The following is a 23,694-nucleotide window of genomic DNA, read 5'->3' as shown; positions in this document are numbered from 1 at the left end:
ACCGAACTTCGTAGGTGAAAAACCGGTTCTTGTAGGTGAGAGACCGAACCCGACCCGTAGATTTGTTGAGTAATCGAGTGAAAATTCACTTCCGAGTTAAATAATGCAAAGACAATTACAGTTTGAGATCAGTTTTCCAGAAACCGCCGCGAATCCAGTCTTGGATGAAGTGGCGGTTTTGCCGTCATGGTCGGAAAACATACGTGGGTTTCCTGTGCAGATGGCCGTATCGTGCCTTTTCACGGCAGCAAGAGGTGAACGCAAGATTTACGGCAAGTTGACGCCTGTCTACTGTGAGGCCAACCTGGAGGTTTACTTCAAGGGCGAAGAGCTCCGCGAGGATACTGATAAATTGGTCTGGCTGCAGCTCATGCACATGGCCCGAGGTCGCACCTTCAATGAAGAAGACCAAGTCGAGGTTACTTTTACTGCCAATCGATTTTTGAACGATTTGGGATGGGACAACAGCGGGGCTTGTTACAAGAGGCTCTCCGATGCTTTGGACCGTTTACAGAACGCACAAATCAAAGTGATGGGCAAACGCAATGGCCGCAAGACAGGGTGGATCACAATGTCTTACGTCTCAAACGTTGCGGTGGGACATATAGCAGGCAAGGCCATGAATAAGGTAGGGCCGAATACTCGGTGGACTGTTCGCATGGATCATTTCGCTGCCCATATGTACCAGGCCGGGATGATCGAGATCAAATCAGACCAGCAGTACAAAGAGTTGCGCACTATGAGTCGGAAAATACTCGACATGGTGCTCGCCTCCCCTACCGATTTGATCTCAATTCACAGAGACGACTTTATAAAATTCCTCGGGTTGAACCCGACCAACATTAGAAGCGCAAAGCAAAATATCAAAGTCGCGCTAGAAGAACTGCGGAGCCCTGGATACATCCATCACTTCGCATTTGACGCTGCCAATGTCCTGCACATCAATAGGACGGCCGAGGCTCCGATCAATCGGGGCACACCACCCAACATCAGAATTCACAAGGCGCCCGAAATGGAAAACAACTAAAAGACTGCCTCTAGAAACGACAAAGGCTCCGATTTGCACTCGGAGCCTTTGAAGTCACCCAAAGGGTGAGACATAACCCACCGGATCAGGATGGTGTTTGAATTATATATTCAAACGCTTCGGTTGTGTCACGCCTTCAATTTGTTAAAAGGTTTGAAGATGACACATACGACTTGTCAGGGGCTTTCTTTGCCTCCGCAAGCCATCCGGGATGCGATTTGCCGCGCTTTGGATCCAGCTTTCCCCGTGCCCCTTTCCCCTACTGGACGATGGGCGCTTTCCATTCTTTTACGACGTGTTGAAGCCCGCAATGGGCAAGCTGACTTTTGGGTCAAGCGCGTAAATTTTTCCGAGTTGGTCGACAGGTGCGATAAGACCGTAACGAACTGGCTCAACGAACTCGAAAATGCCGGACTCATTGTGAGAGAACAGGCTCGGTCAACTTGGGGGGCGTTCAGGTGCCTGACAGTTCGTCTAACGGAGTTTGGAGTCAAGGCTTTGCAACTTGACTGCCCCCTGGAATATTCTGCCCCACGGAAAAAAACTTCCCACGTACTAACTACCATTCAATCTAAAGAGACAACTGTAGGTCTTGCTAACGCAAAATCCGGCGAACTTCCTAACGACCTCGTGCCACTGGAAGAACAAGGTTTGACACGAAATGCTGTTTTCAAACTTATGGGGGTTGCTTCTAAAACTGGCGTACGACTATCGGATGTGGTGGCGGTATGTGGGAAAAATATTGCCAAGGCCACAAACAAATACGCCTACATCCGACGACTGATTGGCCTGCCAAAAGACTTTGCAGCGGTCGCTGCACAAGCTGCGGCTGAGCAGCAAGGGGTCACTGCGGAAGTTGCTCAGAAAACCGAATTAAGGGATGCCTGGGCCAGATTGGAGGGCAAGCGGGTGACATGGCGCGGGATGGTAGTCAGGGTCGGTGAGTTCATGCGGCCATGCGAGGTCTTCCAGGAGGCGAATGAAAAACCGATCTTCAAGGGCTGTCTGGCAGGGGAAGCGCTGGTTAAGTTCATTCTCAGGGCTGAACTGTAAGTTTTGCGGTGTGGTTGAGCCATCAATATGCCTATGAACCGGTTCATAGTCGATTGAGCGCAACCGGCCCTGGGCTGAATAGACCAGCGTCTTGCTGTCAACAAGCAGAAGTCCATGAGAAAAATGACCAAATGGTTAGAAGATAGCGATAACGCCAGTTCTATCGACATTCGGTGGCTTTATTCCTGAAAAAAACTGCAATACATGAAACTCATTAGCTACTGCACTTTGTCACGCCAGTTGCTGAATGCTGAAATTTGTATAGGTGTTCCTGAGAAAAAAGCACATGGTAAAGTGCCAGACCTTAACCGACCTAGCATGGCTGGGCCGCTGTTTTCAGCAGACCTGGCCATCGATCCGCTTGGTACTTCACCGACTCGAGCACCAACACGTCAGACTCAGGACGTGTTTGAAATCAACCCCGCTTTTCCCACCGCCCACCAGCAAGTTGCACCATCAGACCGAGCTTTGCTTCGAGTGTCCGCAGTCGACAGTAACTAGTCGATCAAGTGCGGCAATGCTTGAGCTGGACATCTCGTACCAGTGACACGTCCATAAGGCCAAGCCATAGAGCGTTCGATGTTCCTGGGGGCTTGGACATAGGACTTCCAGCTCTCCAAATAGAAACCTCCTCAAGTCAGCGACGTGAGCCACGCCTTTACCACTGATCCGCCTTTCTACGGTCCGCTCGCCAATCCCAGCTGTTCTCTGGAAGATCTGGTAGATCGGGCCGTGGTTCCATTACCCGATCGAGGCGAAACACCGCAGTGACAAACCATTGATGAACGGCATGCACACGACTATGAACCGGTTCATAGTCAGAATGTGCTGCACAGCGACTACAACCGGGAGCCTGGGAAGATCAAATAATTGAAATCAAAAGAATAGTGAATGGTGAACTACCCTGAGGTCTGGGCACTCGCCCTGACAAACTTGGCGGCAGGGTCGAAAAAGCGCGAATAAATAGAGAAGTTGTTCACAGACTATTTCGATCAGCTGAGATTGGTTCGGAATGACGCTTCGATTGGAACCACCCTGCTATGAACCGGTTCATAAAACTCCGAGCCCAGAAAAGCAGAAAGCGGGCCGCGGGGTATGAACCGGTTCATAGTTCGCATCTGTCAATGTCTAACAACCACCAGGTTAGGAGTGGCGCCACAAGACGACAAGTGTCAGGGCTAAGCAATCTACTGTTACTAGCGCGATTGGGGCAAAACAACGGGCATGGTTAAGTGCGATTGAGGCATGAGCACGCGATCTCACAGACCCCGTGTCGCGTCTGTTTAAGGAATGCGAGGAAGATTGAGTATCGACGGCAAGAGCATACGTTGAAGGTTGAAACGAACTGATCAACATGAGCGCTCCGATGTAACCAGGCCACCTATGAACTGGTTCATAGCGATATGACTTGCCAAGAGGGTCAGCATAAGTCTTTGCGTATGAACCGGTTCATACGCAAAACCAGTCAAAATTGAGTTGGAACTTGTTGCGTCTTTGTGAATTTTAAATTTAAGTAACAATAATGAACAAATAAAGTTGCATAAATGTTGCAAACAAATAAGATCTAAACCTTAACCAACGAAAGGCTTTAAATATGACAATTGTCGTTATTGGCCACCCAAAGGGTGGCGTCGGAAAATCCACAGTTGCGACCAGCTATGCCCGCCGGGCCATGGATGAGGCTCTTTCGGTTGTACTGGTTGACACCGACTCGACATCCTCTTCCGCCAACTTTGGAGCTATTCGCGCTCATCTAGGCACAACCCCACATGTGCAGGTCGTACAGATCATTGATGCTCCAACACGCAGCATCATTGATCTGAATGAAAAATACGATGTGGTCGTTGTGGATATTGGTGCTCGTGACTACAGCAAAGTCACGGAACTTGCACGGATCGCGGACCTTTGGGTCGCTCCAACACAACTCGGTCAGAACGACATGGCCGCCACAGTGCTCTTGTACGAAGCATTTCAACACGCAAACCACAGTCACATACGCGGGCGCATACCTATCGGGATACTGTTCAACAAAGTGCCCGGACCATGGAACTCGACTGAAGAACAAGATGCTCGTGAATTCCTCAATCAGGAGTGCCCAGGAATTCATCTTTTCAACGCATCCCTGAAGGAGCGCAAGGCGTGGCGGGATGCTGGACGAATTGGTAGCGGCATCAGCGAAATGACGCAGAGCACCGCTGCCAAGGCGCGGGATGAATTTGAAGCGTTTTTCCAAGAGTCAATGGCGCTGATGCAAAGCGCCGCAAAGAAGGCGATTAAAAAATGAGCAAGCAAAAAATCAAACCTAGCTCGCTGATTCTTCGTGATGGGGCGGCGGATCAACTTCGCTCCATGATGGCTCAGCAGCCCTCTGCACAGGCTTATGAACCGGTTCATAAGGCACCAACACTGTCCGAAAACATTGGGATATACGTCGTTGGCAAGCCGTATGAAGTACCTTTGTCAGAAATACGCGAAAACCACCTTAACGCCAGAGCCTATTACACCAATTCAGAAGTGGAGTTGATGGGCAAGAGCATGCTGGAAAATGGACAAGAAGTGCCGGCGCGTGGTTACTTGGAGGACGGACTCGTCTACCTGATCGATGGTCAAAAGCGCTGGCGCGGCGCTAATGCGTTCGGCATCACGACACTTCGTGTCGAGATCTGCGTCAAACCCCAGTCCGAAAAAGAAGCCTATCTTGAATCGCGCCGCATCAACGTTGAACGCAGTGACCAGACGGTGATGGATGACGCGATTCGGTTTAAATACTTACTCGACAACAAGGTGTTTTTAAGTCAGGTTGAACTGGGTCTGTCGATAGGGGTTGACCAGGCAATAGTCTCTAAAATTTTGTCGATCAACGCCATACCGGATCGCATCAAAAGGCGCATGTTGGATTACCCACAGTTGACACAGTTGCGTGTTGCTTGTGCAATCAGCAAAATATTCAGTCCCAATGAGCAACCGAAAGATGCTGCGGCGGCACCTGCTAGTTCGGGCGACTTGAACTCTGCAGAACCTGAGCTGGATTCGGAAAAAGTTGAGCCAGTCGATCTTTGCGCATTGGCAGACAATCTCATCGATGACATAAATCGCTCTGAGATGTCAGCTCGACAAGTCGAAGACTTGGTGGCATCGCTGCTTTCGCCAAGAAAAAAGAAGAAAAAGATCCGTTCTGAGATTCGAAATTACCTGTTTGCAGGCAAACCCGTAACGCTGAAAGTATTGGTCAGCAAAGGTAATCTCGAACTTTCCGTCAAGGGATTGACCTCCGACAAACTCGAACTCCTTCATGAAAAACTGCAAGAGGTACTTAAGGCTGACCCCGTATGAGCGAGTTCTACCTGGTCGATTACGAAAATGTCGGGCCGAGCTTGCGTCACTGCAATATCGCCGACGATGCCCAGGTGATTGTGTTTCTCGGCCAGACAACGGCCAAGATTCATCCTCGTCTCGCGCAGTGGGTGGGGCGCCGAGGCGAGTACATCAACATTGAAGGGAAAGGCCCTAACGCGCTCGATTTCCATGTGGCGTTCTACGCAGGAATGATTGTCAATATGGATCGTTCATCACGCATCACGGTAATCAGCCGTGACAAAGGTTTTGATCCATTGCTAACGCATATGTCGCGTATGGGCGTTTCGGCCACGAGGGTAGAGCCACCAACGCGAAAAGACCAGATCAGGGGCGCCGCTGGCGCGACTTTTTAATGCAACTTCACGAAGTTAACCGTCATTTGGAAATGTGTGGCTACGCGCCCCTTGGAGAACAGGAGGTGCAGGCCATCGCACAAGGCGCAGGCCCAATATGGCTGGCGTGGCTGGTCGGCTGTTCTCAACTCCAGAAGGACTCGGCGCACTGGGGAGACTTGCGCGCGGCCGTGATGGCGGTGAGCGTGGTGACCAGCCAGGTGCTGCGAGCCCTCAGGCTGACCCCAAACCTGACAGAACGAGTCCAGGCGTTCCTGCGCGTCGGGAAGCCACTGCGCGCTGCCGTTACGGTCTATCTTGCGCAAGTGACCAGTTCAGAACTCAAGAGTCAGGCCGCAGCGTTCATTGGCTCATCCATGGGCGCAGCGCCACAGGACATGTCGACATCCATCGAGCGCAAAGTTCACCGCGTCTATGGCACGAAGGCCGCTGTCACGTTTGAATACGCAAAAACGCGAGACGGACGCTCTTGCCTTCAAGTCGAGGGCGCTGGACGCGACAGCCGATCGCAGGGTTTCAATTGGAGCGACAAGATCATTCTCCAGTTCAGTGATTCTGAAGCGATGCAAGTGCTGGCCGTCCTGCGCAACTGGTTGCCTTCTGTCGAGTTCGCGAACCACGGCGCTGCGCGTGATAAACGGATGACGTTGACGAAACAGGCGCAGGCAGGCTATCTGGTGAGCATCCGTCAGGCAACGGTGGCCCGTGTTGTGCCGCTTCCAACCTTTGAAGCGTTCAAAGTAGTCAGTCTGATCATGCGGGTCCTCGGGGACAACTCGCCCCACCTTGACCCGGCCATGATCGCCCAAATGTGCCAGGAGATGGCCACCTCGGCAGCTTAAAGCATCGTTACGTCTCCGACTTCCGAAAGAAAAATACTGCTGGATTTCGTGCTGATGCTGCTCATGGTCAACTCCTGCCGGGCGCGGGTCATGGCCACGTAAAAGAGTCGCCTTTCTTCGTCCACCGATTTGCTTTTGCTCGATGGGATGGTGCCACTGTTGCACTGCACTAGAAAAACCTTGTCGAACTCCAAGCCCTTGGACCCGTGCATGGTGTAGAGCGCCACGCCACCGCTGCTCTTTTTGTCATCCTGACGAAAGTAATTCAGGACGCGAACCTGAAGATTACCCCTGGGTCTCGCGCGTAAATTCTGCCTGACAGAACTCCCGGTTGTGGAGGGGAAGTCAGTTCCGCTCATTTTTGATGAGTCGCCACTGAGCATTTTCACAAAATTTCTAAAATCCTGAATGGTGTCATCGCCGCGCACAATGGTGTCGAGAAACCATTCTCCGACTGCGCCGATCACGCGCCCATAGTGACCGTTTGCCGTCAGATCCCGCCACCGCGGGCAGATCTGCAAAAATGCCTTGAGCAATGGCTTATCTTCAATGGCCACATCCTCAAGGTCCGGGAAGTCCCCGTCCATGATCCGATAGAAGTCATCCCCCATTTTGTCGTGCACAGATCGCAACGTCTTTTCACTAATGCCCATTGAACTCATAGTCTGGCGCAAACCCAAACTATCGTTTGTCTGAATGGAGACGAGCATGCCGCAAAACCGCATGATTTCCCATGGCGCGTCATCCTTCTTTGTTGACTTGACGAACGGTATGCCCGCTTTGCGCAACATGGCGGCTATCAGCCAGAGATCGCGGTTGTTTCTGGCAATGACGCCCCACCGACCAGTGGGGACAAGGTGCAATTCATGCCCTTTTTCCTCTGCATCATTGATGATGGCATCAATGATCATTGTGGCCTCAGCCTCTTTATCGGCAGGTTTTGCGAGAAAGACTTCACCTCCATCGCCGATCTTGCTGACAACGACCTTGTCCATCCTTTTTGGATTGTTACGAATGAGGCATGTCGCACTTTGAATGATCTCGCGTCGTGACCGATAGTTGACCTCCAAGGTGATGACCGTTGGATTGACGCGATCTCTAAACGCCTGCATGGCCGCATAACCCAGGGCGTTCCGCCAGCCGTAAACCGATTGGTCGTCATCACCCACAACGGTGACTATGGCCCCAAACTCGCGGTAGCACAAAAGCCAATGCAACTGGTTCCAGTCAACGTCCTGAAACTCATCGCATAGAACGTGCGTGGCAGCCAGTGGAGGGATATGCTTGTCGGCATTCTTGGCGCGCATTCCGTTCACGGCTTCCCTGACCACGTCCTGCAGGTCGATGGATCTATGCAGGAGCTTGCGGTGTTCATAGGCCTTGATAAAGTCCTTTTCCTCGCCTGTGAATTCAGGACTGGCTTTGGCGGCCTGCAGTTCGGCCTCAGCCTCCATGAAGTCCATGGTGGAGCCGCAGTCCACCAGGGCACGTTTTACCAAATCCGTTGATTCGTGGGGCGCCATGATACGACCGAGCTTGCCAGCCCGGCGCAGTTGCTCGATGGCGTGGCTGTGGAATGTGCTGACCGTTACCCGGCGCATCTGAACGGACGTGAGCAATTTGCCGATGCGTTCACGAGCCTCTTTGGCGCTGGCGTCTGTGAACGTCACCAGGAGCACGATCGACTCGGGAATCATCGTGATGATGTACTTCGTTTTTGCCACGAGCGTTCCAGTCTTCCCCGATCCCGGGGGTGCAAGGACCATCAGGTTTTCCGTGCAGAAGACAGCCCGTTCCTGCTCAACGTTGAGACCCATTTGCAATAACTCCTAAGCGACACCAAAAACTAAGGGGACCAATTGGTCCCCTTTGAAGACCTTGTCAGAGGCCTATGAACAACCGGTTTAACTTCAAGGCTTACGCGGCCTTGCGGGCATTGGTGGCTGTGTCGAGACTGTCTTCATCGGGTTCGGCCGGTGCACCGGCTGGCGTCTCGGCAACGCCCGCGCTGGCAATCCCAACCACGTTACCTGCTTCGTCTGAAGCGGGCAGGGCGTCCTTGAGTTGGCCTGCCTGATCGCCGTCGACTGCAACAGCTTTGAAGCCCTCACGGTTTTTTCCGGAATCGTTGACCTTCTCCAGGGAGAGGCGTCGGAAGTTGCGAATACTGGTGGAGGCGGCCTCGAGACGCTTTTTGACTTCGTAGCTGGCATTGTTCGCCTCGTCACCCGTAATCTGGGCGAACGAATAGAGTGCTTGCGTCAGGTCCAGGTAGTGGTCAGCCATCAGGAACAGTTGACGCAGTTGCATCGCGACCGGCCCGATGACTCGGGTGTCGTCGGTAAATTCGGCGCCATGGCTGATCAGTGCGAAGTCCACTTCGCCGTCAGCAGCGACTATTTCGCACTGTTTGATTTGCTTCTTGAAGTATTCAATGGTTTCGCCAATTTTCTTAAGCATGCCAGCTTCAACCTGGGAGGCCAACGAGGCGTCACCCAATGAAGCGCGCGGAACCGACGTGGCGATATACCAATTGCGCATACTGATGTTGAAGATGCGCTTGAAGGAGCGAATCACGGGACGGTTGTGCAAAATCGTTTTCAGCCGAATCGACGCACCTTCGTATTTGTCGGCGAACTGAGTCTTCGCCTTCATGTTGGCTGCAATCAAGGTTGCATGGCGGTCACCCGGGCTTGGCTGCACACGTGGCTGCTGCTGTTTTTCTGCTACGGCTGTCATGGATTCATCTTTCGTGGTTTCGATGGTCCTCACAATACCGGCATTTCAACCAGAAAGTGAGAGAAAACTACTCAAAAACGAAACGCTACCGGCAAATAGTGTGCAAATTTCAGTAGTTGACAAAAAAAGTGTGCCGAATTTGACTTGGATACAGTTTCCGGGGCATACTGTGCGCGTACTGGATACTTGTTCGGTGCCGAGCAGATGGGACTCGTAATCATTCCGATCATGTCAAATATATGGTCCGCGACGGTGGCCCAAATTTAAAGTTTGTTTCAGAGAAGCGCATTCCTGTCTGGGAGTGCCGTTTGTCAGGTGTGCACCTGCCGAGGCGATCTATTCTGTCCTTGGCGGGTACTCATCATTTTTGAGTGTGTCTTGGCTTCGTTAGAATCAAGTCACATTCAACAGCGTTGAGTTGTATTCCGTGGCATCGCCCTGAAGCTGCCACGGTACGTCGACCTCAGGCCTTGCCTGACTAAGTGAGTCGGCATGTCATAAATGGCAAGTCAAACTTGCTGCCCCTGCTACGCGCCATGAGCCGAGCCGTTTCTTTAGATCCTGTGAAAAGTGCAGGATGTTGAGATAACGGTTCTTTCTGGTGCTCTGCACTGGTACTCCGCTCTTCAGCGGATTATCAAAAACGATGACTCTCGTCATCCGTTTTCAAAAAAGACCACGCCTGGAAGGCAAACCTTCCAGCCTGGTCAGCATGGAAGTCATTTTTCTTTTTGCTCCGACCAGAGCAATGGAGCTTCCATGAAAAAGATCGTTATTGCCGCCGCCATTTTGGCAGCAGCCATGTTCGCATCCGGTATGTCCACTCTTGGTCATGCCGAAAAAATGTTCAGTGTTCGCTCCACGAACATTGAGACACAAATTGAGGCTGCTTCGAAATAAGCAGCCTCAGCAGGAAAGCCTCATCACGTCAGTGATGGGGCTTTTTTGTTTCCGACGGTTCAACCGTCCCATCCAAATTTGGAGATTCACCATGCTTGAATTCAGCCAGGTGGAACTTCCCTTCGAGCAGGGGGGCTACACGCAATCGCTTGAAACCCTTTTGGCGATCTACGCGCTCAAGCGCAAAAATCGTGGCCCGCGGCGCACTTCCAAACCAAACCTTGATGGCATCGACCTTAACCAGTCGTTGTTGCCCGATACGGTCTGGGGCATTGAACATGCCTGGCAGCCGGACGACACGGAGGAAAAGTTATCCACCGACACAGACCTAACGCGAGGTTGCTTCAAGCACCTGCGAAACCGGGGTCGCAACACGGAGTTTTCAGTCCCGACGTTTGAGATTATTGCTTTGATTGCATCAAAGCTGCTCTACGACGTTCTGGACTGTTTGTACAACACACGCGGCAATGCCAAGATCAAGCAAGAAGGACTTGACTGGATATTCGCCACCATCGGCTCAAAGCCGATGCACAAGATTCCCTTCACCGCGCAGTTCTGCTGCTTGGTCGAAGAAATCGATTACGAGCTTCTTTGCGAAGCCCTCAATGACCAGATCGATTGTCTGCGCGTGCGCCAGACGCCCGTCGAAGCGGTCGATTCCAACCCAATTAAGGAAATGCCATATGGCTACCAAGACAATTCAAGAGCTGTTCGGGACGAACTCATCAGTTCAAATTGAGGTGCAGGATGCACCTCCAATTTACGGGGTCACGCCTCTGGACAATTACGTGTTCCGGGAAGATCTGATCCGGGACATGCTGGTTTTTTGGCGTTTGAACTTTCGTTCTTGCATGTTGACCGGCCACAAGGGCTCGGGCAAGACATCCATTGTCGAGCAGTTCCACCACCGGGTGGGTTCCAATCTGCAGGTTATGACCGGCAACGGCAAAACCACGCTGGAGGCCCTTTTCGGCCAATACGTGCTCAATGAGCAGGGCAAGTTGATCTGGCAAGACGCGCCAGTGACCAGTGCAGCTCGGCATGGCCACTCTGTGTTGATCAACGAGTTCAACGCCATGCCTGAGGATGTGCAAATTGCACTCAACGATGTAGCCCACGAGGGCGCACCGATCTCGCTTCCTGAGGCGGGTGAGCAATTCATGCCAGCCCAAGGATTCCGGATCTACGGCACCATTAATCCCAAAGGCTCCAACGACTTCATGTACCGGGGCCGCAAGGAAATGGATGCGGCATTGAAGGAACGCTTTTTCTGGATCAATGTGTCTTACGGAACACGGGCGGAAGAGGAAGCGATTTTGCTCAGTGTCTGGCGCAAATACAGCGGGACCAGCGAAGAGGACTCCAAATTGCTGGTTGGCAAGATGCTTGATGTGGCAGAGGACATACGCAAGCAGTCGGAGTCCACGGGGGCAGATGCGATACCGGAAATCATTTCCACGCGCGTCCTGTGCAACTGGGCCATTTTCTGGATCCAATACTCCAAGCGCCCAGGTGCTGCTCACATGGGCCTGCAGCGGGCGCTCACATTTTCGTGCCGTCCGGAAGTTGCGTACGAGATTCACAAGATCGTGGAATTGAAGACCAGTGTGCCGTCGCCCTACACGTTGTCTGGAATGACGCGATGACGATCAATTTTCCCCTTGTGATTGAAGGGGAGACGTCGGACCTGCAGGTTCATGCGCCGGGGTTTCTCACCGAAGTCAAGAGAGGCTTGGGCGGGGTGGAACCCCTGACGCATCATGGGCGGCGCAGCGCGATCTGCATCGCAGATCTAGTCCTGCAGACGCAAGACGACCGGCTGCGCTTGTCCGATGCACTGCAGGCGCTCCCCGATGAGTGGGCAATGGCTTTCCATGGCGTCGAGGCACCGGTGAAAACGGCGGCCTCACAGGTGGCGGCAACCATGTCACGACTTGAATCCGGTATTGCGCTGGCCTTCTCGCCTTACGAGCCAACGATTGAGGCCGCGATTACCGATGCCAAAGGTGAGATCCTGGTGCTACTCCAACAAAGCTGTCAGACGGGAAGCCCTAGCGCAGCGCGAAATTCGAAATACCTCTCGGCCCACGTGACCAGGAGGGCTCATAGTGGTGCAGTGTTCGGGGCCATCCACGAGTTTTGCTCTAGCAACGAGATAACGGTGCATTGCTGTGATCCCGACCAGGGGTACCAAGTTACAAGATGGGATTTTTCAAGGACAGAACAGGCAAGAGCCTTTCTTGAAGAGTTTGATACCCATCTGGACGATCTTGAATACTGTCGAAAGTCCGGACTCCTGCAATTTTGCAGACTAGACCTGGCTCAGATCATCAAGGCAACAAACATTTTGGACTTCTAAGTCCGACAGACAACCGCGTAACGCGCGGAAAGGAAAAAATATGATGAAATTGATTGAAACCATAGTGGGCCTCCTTGTGGCCATTGTGATGGGGGTCTTCCTCGCGATTGGATATGCAGTAAAAGGCCTGTCGTGGGTTGCGAAGACGGCATTTTCAACAGAATCATCGCCGCCTGGTCTGCCGGGAACTGGCGATGAAGAGGAAACCACCCCAACTGGTGGCGAGCACGCTAAGGCATCGCCGATCCCGGTCGACCCCACGATACCGTTGGCTCCCGCCCCTGCAAATCCGTCGCCCGAACGTCGGATTGCCGTAGGTCCGCGTACGGCGTCAACCTTGAGAACCGTGGCCGACTTTCATGTCAGTGTGCAGTTCTCAGACAGCTTCACGGCATCTGTTTCTGTGTACAAGAACGAGAATATGGCACGGCGAAAGATTCGTGCGATCAGCCCGGCAGCCGTTGAACTGATGCGGACACTGTATTTGCGAGAGTCGTTCGATTTACCGGATGTCAATTTGGTGAACGGCGTAACCTACGAGGACGCTGTTCTTGATACCGAGTCGATCGGAATCAAGTTCATTGAAGATCTGCTGTCGTCCAAAGGGCCGCGATACTTTAACTTGGCACCGCCAGCAGTGGTGGTCGGACCAGGAACGAAGGACGTTTACAAACCGGCCCCAGTGGCCGATCCTGAGGCGTCGGCGCGGGCATTGGCCATCTTGCGCGGAGAACTCGCAGGCTCCGAAGGAGCAAAACACGAAGCGGCGGTCAATGAACCTGCTGCATCGTCATCGCACGCCACTGTGAAGGTGGAGCAAAAACCAAAACGGCCGGCTCGCGCCTTTACAGTGGGGCGCGTGGTGGAATTCGGTATGCGAAAGATGATGTTCCAATCCAATGGCGGTACCGGTGACGGAGACGCGGTGTTTGAGGCATTGATCGATTGTGAAGGCGAGTGCACTTCTCTTCGGGGGGTGCGCCTGCAGGAGTTGTTCACGGAAAATAATGTCAGTACAGGCGACTCCGTTGAAATTATCTCTCTGGGCAGAACCCGGGTAACTCTCGCCGGTGGTGAACAGAAATTCCGCAATGAATTTCAGTTGAAAGTTTTGGAAAGAGCATAAGGAGAATTGATGAACCATGTAGTAATTTCCGGACACCTCGGAAAGGACATCGACCTTCGGATCGGTGAGAACACCCGAGCGGAAGGAGAGATATCGGTGGCGGTCAATGACTACATTGGACGCGACGACAACACTGGGGACGCCAAATACTGGACGACCTGGGTTACGGCCGTGATCTATGGGGATCGTGCCCGAGCACTCCAGGACCAGCTTTACAAAAGTAGGTTCGTGTGTGTGTCAGGACAATTGCGCACGCGCAATTACAAGGTGGCAGACGGAAAAACCTTGCCACTGACCTACATTCTTGTGGACCACATTGAATTTGACAGAAAGGCGAACCCGGCGCAACCCGGGCCAGACAGCCAAAAAGACAGCTCTTAAAAGCTTGATCACTCTCACCCCCTCATAAGGGGTGAGAGCTGATTTCCAAGTTCTGTGTCGCAGACTTTGGAAATCGGCTAGTTTCCACCTTCCTTTGGGAAGCCTCGGTCCAACGCAGGTTGTAGAGCCGAAATTTCAACCGCCCCAGGCCAGTCCTGCGGGGCCACGAAGTTGTTTGAGCCCCAAGTGCTCGACCTAAAGGTGTTTGAAATGGGGAGCAGCCCTTCGGGGCTGTTTACCCGACCCGTCCATCGCCGGACTTCCCAGTAAGGCTAAGTTATTGACTTTTTGCTCTTTTTGAGATAAAAACGATACGTGATTGTGCGCAAAGTGAATTTACGGCTCACTGATCATTCACATCTAGCCATCTGGCTTTCGTCGCCCCGATCTCCGAGATCGCAGAGGCGGCATATCAATCCGAAAGCCACGCTTTCACCTAATCACGATGTCTTCTCCTTGGCCCCTTGAGCATTCAGGGTCTCAAGGCAAAGGCATCGCCTATTAGTTTCCCGCGACTTCGTCGCAAGGTTTCAGACCAGTTCTGGACTTTCAATATCACCCCAGCGGGCACACCACCCGCAAGGGATGCGTGTGCTCCGCTTCTTTCCCGAAAGGAGCTCACATGAGCAATTCCGCAAACAAACTCAGTATTCTGAAAAACGTGGTGGTGTTCTCGCTTGCCGATACCAGTCTGTGGACCGGGCGCGCGAAGATGACTGCCGAAGACCTTGGCCTGACCGAAGACCAGGTTCCCCCCGAAGCGATTGCCTCCCTGGGAAGCAAACGACTGATTGATGGCGATGCACTCAAGCCGGGTAGCAAAGTGCGCTATTTGATGCGCCGTGCCTGTATGGAAGTTGGCACTCGATTCCTTGGTGGTTTCGCAGTGGCCACAGAAGAGGCTGAAGCGCTGGTCGGAAAACTCGACCAGTTGGTTCTTGTCGGCGAGGCGTTCAAAAAGACCTTTTTGGCCACGCTGGACAACAAACTCGATGCCTGGCACGCAAACAATCCGAAGTGGAGGCACATCATGAGTGCCGGCACGCCGGAGCGCGAAAGCATTGGGAAGAGAATCTCGTTTGGCTACCACGCCATCATGGTTCAGTCGCCCGAGAATGCCACTGTCGCAAAAAGCCTTTTTGGGGCCGTCGACATGATGGGCAGCAACCTGGTCGACGAAATTGTTTCCGAGGCCCGTGCATTCGTTGAACGCAGTCTTGCAGACGGCCGCGAACAGGGTAGTCAGAAAACCGTGGGGCCAATCCGTCGCCTTGCCAACAAGATTCACGCATTGCGGTTCATCGACCCGTCCCTGGGCGCAATGGCAGAAGTCGTCAATCATGTGCTGAAAACCATTCCCGAAATCGGCAAGGTCGAGGCTCAATCGTTCTTCAACCTGACGCGTGTTGCCAATTTGTTGGCTAGCCGTTCCAGGTTTTCAGAAACGTCTCGCGCTTTGCACGAAGGAAGGCTAACGGTTGAAGATGTGGTCAAGACCCTCACGGGCGGCACCATGCCGGACAAGCGGGTCGAGCTTCCATTGGAGCGGGCGTCAGATTCCGCAATGAACGCCAGTGATATTTTTGCTGACCAGTCAGCGCCTCGAATTCCTGAAAAGGATGCCGAAGTGATGCAGGTTGTCGCAAAAATCCGCGAGGAGGTGACCGGCGTAAGAATTCAAAACAAGCCAGCGCAACGCCCAACGGCGGTTGAGCCGCTGGACTTCTAGGGGCCAATATGCAACACAATCTGACATCGATCATGTTGGCCGTGGCGGGAGCCATGGCCAACAAGAGCGGGATTGAGCTGGTGATTGACCCGCAGGCCACGACGTTCTCGACGGATGGTAGGCGGCTCAAGATCCCTCCGATTGCCAAGCTGACCGAATGGTTTCCGTGTATTGATGACCTGGAGACATACATCATCGGGGCTGTGGTCCACGAGGCGGGGCACATCCGGTTCACGGACCGTACTTTGCGCGTGGGCTTCAAAAAGAGCTTCACGGGGCACGCCAAATACAAAATGGCTGACGTCGTGGGCCAATGTATGGAGGACGTTGCGATCGAGCGCACGCAGTGCAATGCACTGCCTGGCGCGCGTCCAGCGCTCACAAAACTGTGGAAGCTGTTGTACGACGGTCATTCATCCGAGGAGGCTCACGCTCAGGCGGACGCAGTGTTCACCCACTATGTGTTCTTCAGGGCGCGTCATAGCGTCCTAAAGACCGAGTGGACTCTCGCTGCATGTGAAACAGCCGCCATCCGGTTGGCTTCGACATTCACACATGATCAGATCACGCTGCTGGAAAATGAATTGGCAGTCCTTGATCTGGTTTCATCGACCGCCGATGCGGTAGCGCTCTCCTTGAGGCTGCTGCGCCTGGTGGGGGTCGAGCCCGTGTCAGTTCAGGACGATGAAGATCAGCCTGAGTCTGACGCCAACAAAGGACCGGACCAGCAGCCCCAGGGGGGCGCTTCAAAGCCTGCTGATAGCCCAGAACATGCTGAGCGAGGGCAGGGCGACCACGCTAACCAGGAATCCACCCCATGCGCGGGCGCTGAAACTGCCACGGACGGGCCGGACAAGCCCGAAAGTGAGGATGATGAAGCCGAGGGCGCAACGGGCCCGAGCGGTCAAACAGAGCCAGGCAATGAATCGGGCAGGGGAGAACCGCTTGATGCAGTTGCGGGGGAAGAAACGCAAGTCAGTGCAGGGGCAGGCGGCCTTGCAGAAGTGGACCCATTGGAGTTGATCTCCATGGCGGTACAAGAGCTGCAGGAAGAGTTGCCAGAGGCCACCGAGTACGAGTTCGTGATGCCGGGCCTGATACCAGGCAGCAGTTTGGCAAGCGTGGAGTTTGAAGAGAAACACCGAGGGGGGATGGAGCTGCGTTCCAAGATACTGGTGCATACGATGATGGCCAGTGCCCGACTTTCCACGTTGCTCAAGGCCCAAACCGAGAGCAAAACAGAATTCTGCAAACGCGGGAAAATCGTTCCGTCCCGGCTGTGGAAGTTGCAGGCCGGCAGTACACGGGTATTTCGGCATACCGTGGAGGGCAAGGATCTCAATACGGCCATTAAAGTCCTGCTGGATCGAAGTCTCTCCATGAAAAAGACCATGAAAAGGGCTATTGAAGCCGCATGCTTCTTGCCGATGGCTTTTGATGATGTCAGCGGCATCAGCACCAGCATTGACATATTTCCAGGCACCCTGCGGGCCGCTGAGTCACTCAAACGTTTTGGCGAGCGCACCATGCCTTGCCTGGATGCATTGGCTTCGGTTCGTGCAAAGGGGGGGACACCATTGGGTGCGGCCCTTGAAATCAGTGGCATGGAATTGGTCCAGTTCAATGCAGAGCGACGCCTGTTGGTGGTGATCACAGATGGAGCGCCTGACAGGCTCAATGAAGCGAAGGCACAACTCAGGGCCCTCGAATCTGCCGATGTCGAAGTTATCGGCATTGGCATTGGTGTGTCACTCAAGCATCTGTTTACCGACTTTGTGTCGGTTAATCAGGTGGGGGAGTTGACCAATGTCCTTTATCATCTGATGGAGAGAAAACTAATCCGACTGCCCTTGGCAGCCTGATTGAGGAGAAAGAATTTAGTTTTCTTCATTTGCGCATTTCCCTCCCTTCACGGGGAGGGGATTTGCCAAAGGGCTATTCGTAGCCCTTTGGCAAATCAGGTTTCTGCGGCGTAAGCCCAGTTCGTCGCGCTAGTCGCGGCATATCAAAGTCGAGGTACTTATTACCTCATTTCAACCCAGACGGGGCTCATATCCCGTCAGGGCAGAGCTTCGTCATTTTTCCAAAGGAAAAGTGATGTTCAATTTTCAAAAGCGTATGTTTGTGGTGTTCGGCATTTTGGTCGTGATGTTGCTCGACAGTATGGCCGGCAATGCACACGCCCAGTCTTGGGGACAGGCGGACATCCCATCGTCACAAGGCCGAATGGCTATGAACGTAATGACCGGACGGGTTCTTGATGTGCAAGCAACTGACATCGAGGTCGTGGCGACCAATCAAAACCGCGCATTTGGCGGTTTGATTGGTGGTCTGCTCGGAGCCGCTGCAGCCCGCAACGGAAGCTGGCAAGGCCAAGCAGCTGTTGGTTCTATTGGTGCCTTTTTAGGCGAGAAGATTGCCAACAATTCAGGCACAGAAATGCGCCCTGCGATGCAGGTCATTGTCCGACTGGACAGCGGCCAGGTCATTGCGGTCGTGCAAGAGATGAATGGCATTCCCGTGGGCGCGGGTGATGCCGTCTTCGTGGTCGGTTCATACCCGGCCGTGCGCGTTCTGAGGGCCAATCCCATGGCCTCTATGAACGCAAGCCCGCAGCCGTCTTTTTATCAACCCTGAGGAGTAACCGTGAATCAGCGAAAGGCTGAAGACATCGCAAATGGTAATTGGGAAGACATTCTCGTTGCCGCTGGACTGGACCGATCGTACCTAAAGTACGAGGAAGGCCCGTGTCCGATCTGCGGGGGTAAAACGCGGTTTCGCTGGAGAGCCAAGAAGGAAAATGGGTTTTGTAGCCACTGCACCTTTGGGCGCAGCGAGCGTGGATGCATTCTCTTTGGGTTTACATTGCTAAAACACCTGCTTGGTACCGATGATTTCAGAGAAGCTGCGGACTATGTGCGCAAATGGGCAGGTGATGACAACAAGACTGGTTCTGGGCAATCGCCCCGCCCCGTCCGAGTTGCCAGGCCTGCGCCAGTTGTCGTAGACGATACACCCGACCTACGGGCCAAGTATCGAAAACTGTGGGGCGAATCGTCTTTGATTGTGCCGGGCATGCCCGCGTACGAATATTTGACGCATCGCATTCCTGGTCTGAAAACCATACCAAAAGTGCTTCGGTCCCACGCGGGATTGGCGTACTGGCGGACAGGTGAAGACGGCCAATTCCACAACGAGGGGAATTTCCCTGCAATGCTCGCAGCGGCACAAGGGGTGGACGGAAAGGTTGCCAACATTTGGCGCACCTATCTGGATGCTTCGGGTGCCAAAGCGAGTTTGCCCGTTGCCAAAAAGGCCGCGGGCCGGTTCCTTCAGCCCTCCTATGCGGTGAGGCTGGCAGAGCCGGACGACGAACTCGGCGTTGCCGAAGGAATTGAGAGCGCGCTTGCAGCGATGATATTGTTCGGCATACCCTGCTGGTCAACACTCAACTGTGATGGCATGCGCAAGTTCGAAATTCCAGAAGGCTATGAGCGGGTTCGTAAGGTCCGCTTTTTCGGTGACAACGATGCGCGCGATCAGAACGGCCGAAGGGCTGGAAATGACGCTGCGGAATTCGCAAAGCAGAAGATGCGAGACAAAGGGCTCATCTCGACGGTGATACTTCCGAAGTACACGTCTTTCGACTTTGCAAATATTGCAGAGAAGCAAGCGGCTTGAGACCAAAAAACAAAACCCTCCAAAGGCCTTCGTGGCCGTTGGAGGGTTTTTCTATTTGTCCAGTCAAAAACGGAGGGCTCCGTGATTCTTTGCTCAGTCTCCTTTGAACCCGGTCTTCACACGCGCGATCACAGGTCCAATGATGCTCGTCTTTGTGGCGCCTTTGCTTTGGCCAAAAACAACATCAGACATCTTCATGGTTTCCATGGTGCCCGTCTCCAACGAGAAGCAAAGCAATTCGCCACGGGTATGAATCACATTGATCCGGCGCAAGTAAGTGTTGTCAAACTCAGGGTTGTAAATAAGATGGACCTTGCCCTCCTGGGGCGCAGCGACCTGTTGGACCACTACGCCTTCGTCCTCCCCTTTTTCGGTGACCGTGCGCGTGTAAAGAAGTGTCGCGGAGTCAGTACCAGGCGGCAATTCGCTGGCCGGAAACAGGATGAACAAATTGTTTTCTGGCGAACGCGGTTTGAAGATGTGCAACTTCACAAACGAATCGTCCAGCATCTCGTCCACATCGGGGGCGCCACGGCCCAACAACCACGATTCCGTGACGCCGAAGGTCTCTGCGATGTTGCAAAGAAGCGTCGCCGAGGGCAGGCTCAAGCCATGCAACAGCCGGTGGGCAGTTGTGTAATGAATTACGAATTTGGCTGCAAAGTCGTTGGTTCGACCTCGGCCTACGCGAATGATCTCCGGGCGTCTGTCAATGATTTGGTTCAGTCGGTCGCAAAAGATGACTGTGAGTTCCTTGGAAACCAAGTTTTCTTCACTTTTTATTGTTTTCATAACCTTCAACTCTTATGTGTACTGGGCCATTCACAAATATGTCGATCTTTGCCTTAGCGCCATCGACACTGTGCAGTCTTGAATTTCGTTGGGCAGAGTTCTTTGCATACACATGAGAAAACTGGAAGCCACCTTGCAGCGCGCAATTCTATTGAGAAACAGCCTGTTTTTTCCTGGCGCATGTAACCAATAGTTTACTTGCATAGTGGCTGTTACAAAACAAAACAGCAAGAATTTGTCAAGTCCAACCAATTTTTGAAAATTTCGGGTGGTCGCAATCAAAAGCGAGTCTCGACCAACCTAAACACCCACCAGCCGCCTTTTTTAGCAAATCCCAGCCAAGCCACATTTCCTTGACATAGGTCTAGCTTGAACTAGGTAAAGCCATGATGATTTTTATCAAAAGTGCAACGAAATGTGTTAAATTCAGAAATGTCTCATTTCTATTTCACTTTTGTGTGAAAAATATGCCATGAATAACAGTGCTGCTCAGAGCAATGCTCACCGCGACGTCACGAATCTTTGCTACCAGATGCTGGTGCAATTCAGAGAGTTGTTCAAGTCTTCACCCTCCGAAGCCATGCTCAGGTACAACTTTGATCAGGCGTCGGCCGAAAGCATCCTCAACATGTGCCACGAGGAACTGATGGCGTTGGCCAATAAGGGCATCCTGTGCTTTGCATGGAAAACGCTGACTGAGCGAACGCAGAATGCCGAGCGAGCCCACCCAGCTGAGCGGACGCTCCATGCTGTCTGAATCCAACTCAGGAAGGCGTTTCTTTATGGCGCCGCGCCAGCATATGAATGCGTGCATCGAGCGCGAACGAGTGGTTCATCTGAGGGTGCAGGATCTGGTCCTTTGCGGCGTGCGCCCCAAAGTGATTTATCAGGTCATTGGAAAGCAGATGTCCCTCAATGAGGTCAAACGAATTCACGACAGCATCACACCCATTCCTCCTGACAAACGACACGGCCGCAACATCAAGTTCGAAAATATTCACTTGATCAGCGCACCGGCGCATAGCCTGTATATCGAGTGTTTTAAGTTGGTCAAACGCGCATTGGCCGCGGGCGGGAGCCGAGCTGATGCGCTTTGCTCGGTCTGGAGAATCATGGCTGATCGGCGAAGTTTGCCGTTTCATGCAGACATTGAAAATGCTAGCTGCGAAGCGATGATCGTTTTGTATCTCAATTATGAAGTTGACGATCTGACAATCGAAACTTGCGACATCTGCAGATCGCCATTCCTCAGCGCAAAATCTTTCCGATGCATGGCGTGCGAAGGAACAGCCAAGCGCAAACGACAGGCCGCTTAAGTTCCCCCCGGCCCAGCGCCGCCTAAACACTTTATTTTGGTTTTCGAGAACGTTTTCATAGGGTTTTCTGCCAATAGTGAATAAAAGTTTCTTCAAAATGAAGACATGCGCTTTTCGGATGTTTTCTCGTTCATAAAAAGAACCCCTCGTAAGGTTATTCCTGTTCCCTCGTCTGTCCGAGTAACCGGCATCATCCCGACGGCCATGGTTCAGGTGGTTGCCCCCGAGTCGTCCAACGAACCAGGTGTCCCCCGTTATCCCCCAATGGACTCGGGAATCCGTTTGGCAACTCCAGACGATGTCCTGGCCACCCAAGCAGACCTGATCCGCCTCCTGAAACGCAATCTTGGTATTGCCAATGATGATTTCGAGCGTCGATATCTGGCCCCCCTGCGCCGGGCCGCCGAGCTGATTAACCTCATTCCTGCCACGCGTGACAAGCATCACACGGGGGCGGGGGGACTGTTCCGCTTCGCAGCGACTATGGCCATTCGTTCGGCCCAGTCCGCCGATGGACGTATCTTTGCTGCAAACGAGGGAATTGAGCGTCGCCGACAAACTGAAGCGGCGTGGCGACATGCTGCCTTTTTGACCGGTTTGACCTGTGAACTCTTTCGACCGCTCACCGAAATGATGATTTTTGATCCAAAGGGCAATCAGTGGTCGCCATTTGTTGCTCCGCTGACCGAATGGGCGCGTCAACAAGGTGCAGATCGATTCTTCGTCAGGTGGCACCAGCATGATGATGCGCGCAGTGTGGCCAACACGCTTTCCTCCTGGGCGGTTAACGCGGTCGTTGGCAATGAAGTTCTGTCTGAACTAAACAACGTCAACTCCAAGATTGTCGAAACCATTTTCGGGGTGTCCTCCGGCTCCATCACGACTGCTGACAATTCGACGATGGCGGCGCTTATCAATGATGTGCGTCGCCGCGTTATCACTCAAGACCATGAGATCGCGCCGGCGACATATGGAAAGTTGACCTCGGGCTCGCAACTTGAGCCATATTTCATGGACGCGATGCGCACACTGCTGCGCACGGGCGTCTGGCAGGTCAATACCAAGTCGGGACGTTGCCACTTCGGCGCCGATGGTTTCTACGTCGCGTGGCGTATGGGGTCCCAAGAGATCCTTGGCCACCTCCAAACCGAAAAGATTGCCGGTGTACCGACTGCGAAGGAAACGCTGGCGGAAATGATGGGACGTGCTGGAATTATTAGCATTGCCCCGGATGGTTCGTGGATTCATCTCGTACGTTCCAGTGTTGGTGCAAGTGCGCCCATGCCCGCTGTGCGAATTCAGTCGCCGCTGGCCATTCTGGGTCACCTCGAAGTCAAACCTGTCGCTGACACGTTGCGCGTCAACTCGGCCAAACCGGCTCCTTCCGTAGCAATCCCACTCACAAAGCCCGACGTTGTGAGCGTTGCCCCAGCGCTTGCCAAAGAGGTCCAAGAAATTGCCATCCTCGCACCCAAGAGTGACTTGAAAGCAAAGGTTCTGGAGTCGGTCGATCAAGAGACTGGCGAAATAGCGCCCGTTGTTGCATCTAAACCCGCCGCACCTGAGCCGCCAAAAACATCGGCTGCCGCGCCTGCACCCGCCTCGGATGTAGTGCAACAGGTAAAGCCCGCCGTCGCTGCAAAGAGAGCGCCCTCAGCCAAGCCGGGCATTCCGACAGTGCCCGATGTTGATGACCTGGTGCAGGAAACCTTTGACACGGACATGTTGCTTGAGCTGGGAGCGCCAATCTGTCGGGAAGTCGCGGCTTGGCGTGATTTGTGGAATCGTGGCCAGTCATCGCAAGAGTTCCTGCGCACCACTGAGGGTCTGGCGGTGTCTTATGCCGTGGTCAACGGATCAGCCATTCAGTTGTCAAAGATTATGGAAGCGCTCAAGGGCGCCGGCTACATCGAAATCTCCAACCTCAATGGGACGCAGCGGACCCTGACGCCGATTCCGTTCCCAAAAAAGACAGAACTCGGCCTTGTGCTGCGTACTAATTTTGCCCGTAAAGCCGGTTTCATTCTCGAATAAGGAAT

23 protein-coding genes are annotated in these 23,694 nt (G+C 53.2%); 20 read left to right on the top strand and 3 right to left on the bottom strand.

Annotation, left to right across the window (positions count from 1 at the left end; genetic code table 11):
* Positions 1–103: 103 nt before the first annotated feature.
* The 7 genes from trfA (at position 104) to RFER_RS21700 (ending at position 6,632) form a co-directional block, all read left to right on the top strand.
* Complete coding sequence (gene trfA / locus RFER_RS21725; protein ID WP_041793293.1) at positions 104–1,027, top strand: plasmid replication initiator TrfA; 924 nt, start codon at positions 104–106, stop codon at positions 1,025–1,027.
* A gap of 90 nt (positions 1,028–1,117) precedes the next feature.
* Positions 1,118–2,080 carry a hypothetical protein gene (locus RFER_RS23665; RefSeq protein ID WP_011458766.1) on the top strand — a complete coding sequence of 321 codons (963 nt, stop codon included), beginning with the start codon at positions 1,118–1,120 and terminating at the stop codon, positions 2,078–2,080.
* A 204-nt stretch (positions 2,081–2,284) separates the two neighbouring features.
* Positions 2,285–2,581, top strand: coding sequence for a hypothetical protein (locus RFER_RS24320; protein ID WP_166485895.1), 297 nt, complete (start codon positions 2,285–2,287; stop codon positions 2,579–2,581).
* A gap of 1,093 nt (positions 2,582–3,674) precedes the next feature.
* Positions 3,675–4,364, top strand: coding sequence for a chromosome partitioning ATPase-like (locus RFER_RS21715; protein ID WP_011458767.1), 690 nt, complete (start codon positions 3,675–3,677; stop codon positions 4,362–4,364).
* A complete protein-coding gene (locus tag RFER_RS21710; RefSeq protein ID WP_011458768.1) occupies positions 4,361–5,413 on the top strand; it encodes a ParB N-terminal domain-containing protein in 1,053 nt (350 codons plus the stop codon). Before RFER_RS21715 ends, RFER_RS21710 begins: the two co-directional genes overlap by 4 nt.
* Positions 5,410–5,790, top strand: a complete 381-nt coding sequence (locus RFER_RS21705) for a PIN domain-containing protein (protein ID WP_011458769.1) — start codon at positions 5,410–5,412, stop codon at positions 5,788–5,790. The genes RFER_RS21710 and RFER_RS21705 overlap by 4 nt, the downstream gene beginning before the upstream one ends.
* Complete coding sequence (locus tag RFER_RS21700; protein WP_011458770.1) at positions 5,790–6,632, top strand: hypothetical protein; 843 nt, start codon at positions 5,790–5,792, stop codon at positions 6,630–6,632. Before RFER_RS21705 ends, RFER_RS21700 begins: the two co-directional genes overlap by 1 nt.
* Here the strand turns inward: RFER_RS21700 and RFER_RS21695 are convergent.
* Together RFER_RS21695 and RFER_RS21690 are read right to left on the bottom strand one after the other, a co-directional pair.
* The gene (locus RFER_RS21695; RefSeq protein ID WP_011458771.1) at positions 6,629–8,449 is read right to left on the bottom strand and encodes an ATP-dependent helicase; all 1,821 of its coding nucleotides are present in this window, start codon (positions 8,447–8,449) and stop codon (positions 6,629–6,631) included. The genes RFER_RS21700 and RFER_RS21695 overlap by 4 nt on opposite strands.
* Positions 8,450–8,549: 100 nt before the next feature.
* Positions 8,550–9,404: a hypothetical protein gene (locus RFER_RS21690; protein WP_166485894.1), complete on the bottom strand. Its 855-nt coding sequence runs from the start codon at positions 9,402–9,404 to the stop codon at positions 8,550–8,552.
* Positions 9,405–10,130: 726 nt separating this feature from the next.
* On the opposite strand from RFER_RS21690, the gene RFER_RS24315 reads away from it, so the two are divergent.
* The 10 genes from RFER_RS24315 to RFER_RS21645 all read left to right on the top strand — a co-directional run bounded on the left by RFER_RS24315 (position 10,131) and on the right by RFER_RS21645 (position 19,547).
* A complete protein-coding gene (locus RFER_RS24315) occupies positions 10,131–10,271 on the top strand; it encodes a hypothetical protein (RefSeq protein WP_166485893.1) in 141 nt (46 codons plus the stop codon).
* Between the two features lie 91 nt (positions 10,272–10,362).
* On the top strand, positions 10,363–11,010 hold the full coding sequence (locus RFER_RS21685) for a hypothetical protein (RefSeq protein WP_041793289.1): 648 nt from the start codon (positions 10,363–10,365) through the stop codon (positions 11,008–11,010).
* A complete protein-coding gene (locus RFER_RS21680; RefSeq protein WP_166485892.1) occupies positions 10,955–11,917 on the top strand; it encodes an AAA family ATPase in 963 nt (320 codons plus the stop codon). Before RFER_RS21685 ends, RFER_RS21680 begins: the two co-directional genes overlap by 56 nt.
* Positions 11,914–12,630 (top strand): hypothetical protein, encoded by a 717-nt coding sequence (locus RFER_RS21675; protein WP_011458775.1) that lies wholly within the window; start codon positions 11,914–11,916, stop codon positions 12,628–12,630. Before RFER_RS21680 ends, RFER_RS21675 begins: the two co-directional genes overlap by 4 nt.
* Before the next feature lie 43 nt (positions 12,631–12,673).
* Positions 12,674–13,756: a hypothetical protein gene (locus RFER_RS21670; protein WP_166485891.1), complete on the top strand. Its 1,083-nt coding sequence runs from the start codon at positions 12,674–12,676 to the stop codon at positions 13,754–13,756.
* A gap of 9 nt (positions 13,757–13,765) precedes the next feature.
* A complete protein-coding gene (locus RFER_RS21665) occupies positions 13,766–14,137 on the top strand; it encodes a single-stranded DNA-binding protein (protein ID WP_041793286.1) in 372 nt (123 codons plus the stop codon).
* A gap of 622 nt (positions 14,138–14,759) precedes the next feature.
* Positions 14,760–15,866 carry a DUF3150 domain-containing protein gene (locus RFER_RS21660; protein ID WP_011458778.1) on the top strand — a complete coding sequence of 369 codons (1,107 nt, stop codon included), beginning with the start codon at positions 14,760–14,762 and terminating at the stop codon, positions 15,864–15,866.
* Between the two features lie 53 nt (positions 15,867–15,919).
* Positions 15,920–17,728 (top strand): hypothetical protein, encoded by a 1,809-nt coding sequence (locus RFER_RS21655; protein WP_166485890.1) that lies wholly within the window; start codon positions 15,920–15,922, stop codon positions 17,726–17,728.
* A 235-nt stretch (positions 17,729–17,963) separates the two neighbouring features.
* Positions 17,964–18,503 (top strand): hypothetical protein, encoded by a 540-nt coding sequence (locus tag RFER_RS21650; RefSeq protein ID WP_011458780.1) that lies wholly within the window; start codon positions 17,964–17,966, stop codon positions 18,501–18,503.
* A gap of 9 nt (positions 18,504–18,512) precedes the next feature.
* Positions 18,513–19,547 (top strand): DUF7146 domain-containing protein, encoded by a 1,035-nt coding sequence (locus RFER_RS21645; RefSeq protein ID WP_011458781.1) that lies wholly within the window; start codon positions 18,513–18,515, stop codon positions 19,545–19,547.
* A 93-nt stretch (positions 19,548–19,640) separates the two neighbouring features.
* On the opposite strand, the gene RFER_RS21640 is transcribed toward RFER_RS21645, so the two are convergent.
* Positions 19,641–20,339 carry a helix-turn-helix domain-containing protein gene (locus RFER_RS21640; RefSeq protein ID WP_011458782.1) on the bottom strand — a complete coding sequence of 233 codons (699 nt, stop codon included), beginning with the start codon at positions 20,337–20,339 and terminating at the stop codon, positions 19,641–19,643.
* A 472-nt stretch (positions 20,340–20,811) separates the two neighbouring features.
* Between RFER_RS21640 and RFER_RS21635 the strand changes: the two genes are divergently transcribed.
* The 3 genes from RFER_RS21635 to mobH all read left to right on the top strand — a co-directional run bounded on the left by RFER_RS21635 (position 20,812) and on the right by mobH (position 23,689).
* Positions 20,812–21,096: a flagellar transcriptional regulator FlhD gene (locus RFER_RS21635; protein WP_011458783.1), complete on the top strand. Its 285-nt coding sequence runs from the start codon at positions 20,812–20,814 to the stop codon at positions 21,094–21,096.
* The gene (locus tag RFER_RS21630) at positions 21,086–21,655 is read left to right on the top strand and encodes a hypothetical protein (RefSeq protein ID WP_011458784.1); all 570 of its coding nucleotides are present in this window, start codon (positions 21,086–21,088) and stop codon (positions 21,653–21,655) included. Before RFER_RS21635 ends, RFER_RS21630 begins: the two co-directional genes overlap by 11 nt.
* A 105-nt stretch (positions 21,656–21,760) precedes the next feature.
* On the top strand, positions 21,761–23,689 hold the full coding sequence (gene mobH / locus RFER_RS21625; RefSeq protein ID WP_011458785.1) for a MobH family relaxase: 1,929 nt from the start codon (positions 21,761–21,763) through the stop codon (positions 23,687–23,689).
* Positions 23,690–23,694: the final 5 nt, after the last annotated feature.

Origin of the sequence: Rhodoferax ferrireducens T118 (assembly GCF_000013605.1) — a bacterium.
Lineage (GTDB): Bacteria > Pseudomonadota > Gammaproteobacteria > Burkholderiales > Burkholderiaceae_C > Rhodoferax > Rhodoferax ferrireducens.
The sequence above is the reverse complement of the archived record's forward strand: the minus strand, read 5'-3'. Positions and strand labels throughout refer to the sequence as shown.

What these genes read in the sequence shown, in the direction of transcription:
- trfA (WP_041793293.1), top strand. Translation starts at nt 104, where the DNA reads ATGCAAAGACAATTACAGTTTGAGATCAGTTTTCCAGAAACCGCCGCG.
- RFER_RS23665 (WP_011458766.1), top strand. Translation starts at nt 1,118, where the DNA reads ATGGTGTTTGAATTATATATTCAAACGCTTCGGTTGTGTCACGCCTTC.
- RFER_RS24320 (WP_166485895.1), top strand. Translation starts at nt 2,285, where the DNA reads ATGAAACTCATTAGCTACTGCACTTTGTCACGCCAGTTGCTGAATGCT.
- RFER_RS21715 (WP_011458767.1), top strand. Translation starts at nt 3,675, where the DNA reads ATGACAATTGTCGTTATTGGCCACCCAAAGGGTGGCGTCGGAAAATCC.
- RFER_RS21710 (WP_011458768.1), top strand. Translation starts at nt 4,361, where the DNA reads ATGAGCAAGCAAAAAATCAAACCTAGCTCGCTGATTCTTCGTGATGGG.
- RFER_RS21705 (WP_011458769.1), top strand. Translation starts at nt 5,410, where the DNA reads ATGAGCGAGTTCTACCTGGTCGATTACGAAAATGTCGGGCCGAGCTTG.
- RFER_RS21700 (WP_011458770.1), top strand. Translation starts at nt 5,790, where the DNA reads ATGCAACTTCACGAAGTTAACCGTCATTTGGAAATGTGTGGCTACGCG.
- RFER_RS21695 (WP_011458771.1), bottom strand. Translation starts at nt 8,449, where the DNA reads ATGGGTCTCAACGTTGAGCAGGAACGGGCTGTCTTCTGCACGGAAAAC.
- RFER_RS24315 (WP_166485893.1), top strand. Translation starts at nt 10,131, where the DNA reads ATGAAAAAGATCGTTATTGCCGCCGCCATTTTGGCAGCAGCCATGTTC.
- RFER_RS21685 (WP_041793289.1), top strand. Translation starts at nt 10,363, where the DNA reads ATGCTTGAATTCAGCCAGGTGGAACTTCCCTTCGAGCAGGGGGGCTAC.
- RFER_RS21680 (WP_166485892.1), top strand. Translation starts at nt 10,955, where the DNA reads ATGGCTACCAAGACAATTCAAGAGCTGTTCGGGACGAACTCATCAGTT.
- RFER_RS21675 (WP_011458775.1), top strand. Translation starts at nt 11,914, where the DNA reads ATGACGATCAATTTTCCCCTTGTGATTGAAGGGGAGACGTCGGACCTG.
- RFER_RS21670 (WP_166485891.1), top strand. Translation starts at nt 12,674, where the DNA reads ATGAAATTGATTGAAACCATAGTGGGCCTCCTTGTGGCCATTGTGATG.
- RFER_RS21665 (WP_041793286.1), top strand. Translation starts at nt 13,766, where the DNA reads ATGAACCATGTAGTAATTTCCGGACACCTCGGAAAGGACATCGACCTT.
- RFER_RS21660 (WP_011458778.1), top strand. Translation starts at nt 14,760, where the DNA reads ATGAGCAATTCCGCAAACAAACTCAGTATTCTGAAAAACGTGGTGGTG.
- RFER_RS21655 (WP_166485890.1), top strand. Translation starts at nt 15,920, where the DNA reads ATGGCCAACAAGAGCGGGATTGAGCTGGTGATTGACCCGCAGGCCACG.
- RFER_RS21650 (WP_011458780.1), top strand. Translation starts at nt 17,964, where the DNA reads ATGTTCAATTTTCAAAAGCGTATGTTTGTGGTGTTCGGCATTTTGGTC.
- RFER_RS21640 (WP_011458782.1), bottom strand. Translation starts at nt 20,339, where the DNA reads ATGAAAACAATAAAAAGTGAAGAAAACTTGGTTTCCAAGGAACTCACA.
- RFER_RS21635 (WP_011458783.1), top strand. Translation starts at nt 20,812, where the DNA reads ATGAATAACAGTGCTGCTCAGAGCAATGCTCACCGCGACGTCACGAAT.
- RFER_RS21630 (WP_011458784.1), top strand. Translation starts at nt 21,086, where the DNA reads ATGCTGTCTGAATCCAACTCAGGAAGGCGTTTCTTTATGGCGCCGCGC.
- mobH (WP_011458785.1), top strand. Translation starts at nt 21,761, where the DNA reads ATGCGCTTTTCGGATGTTTTCTCGTTCATAAAAAGAACCCCTCGTAAG.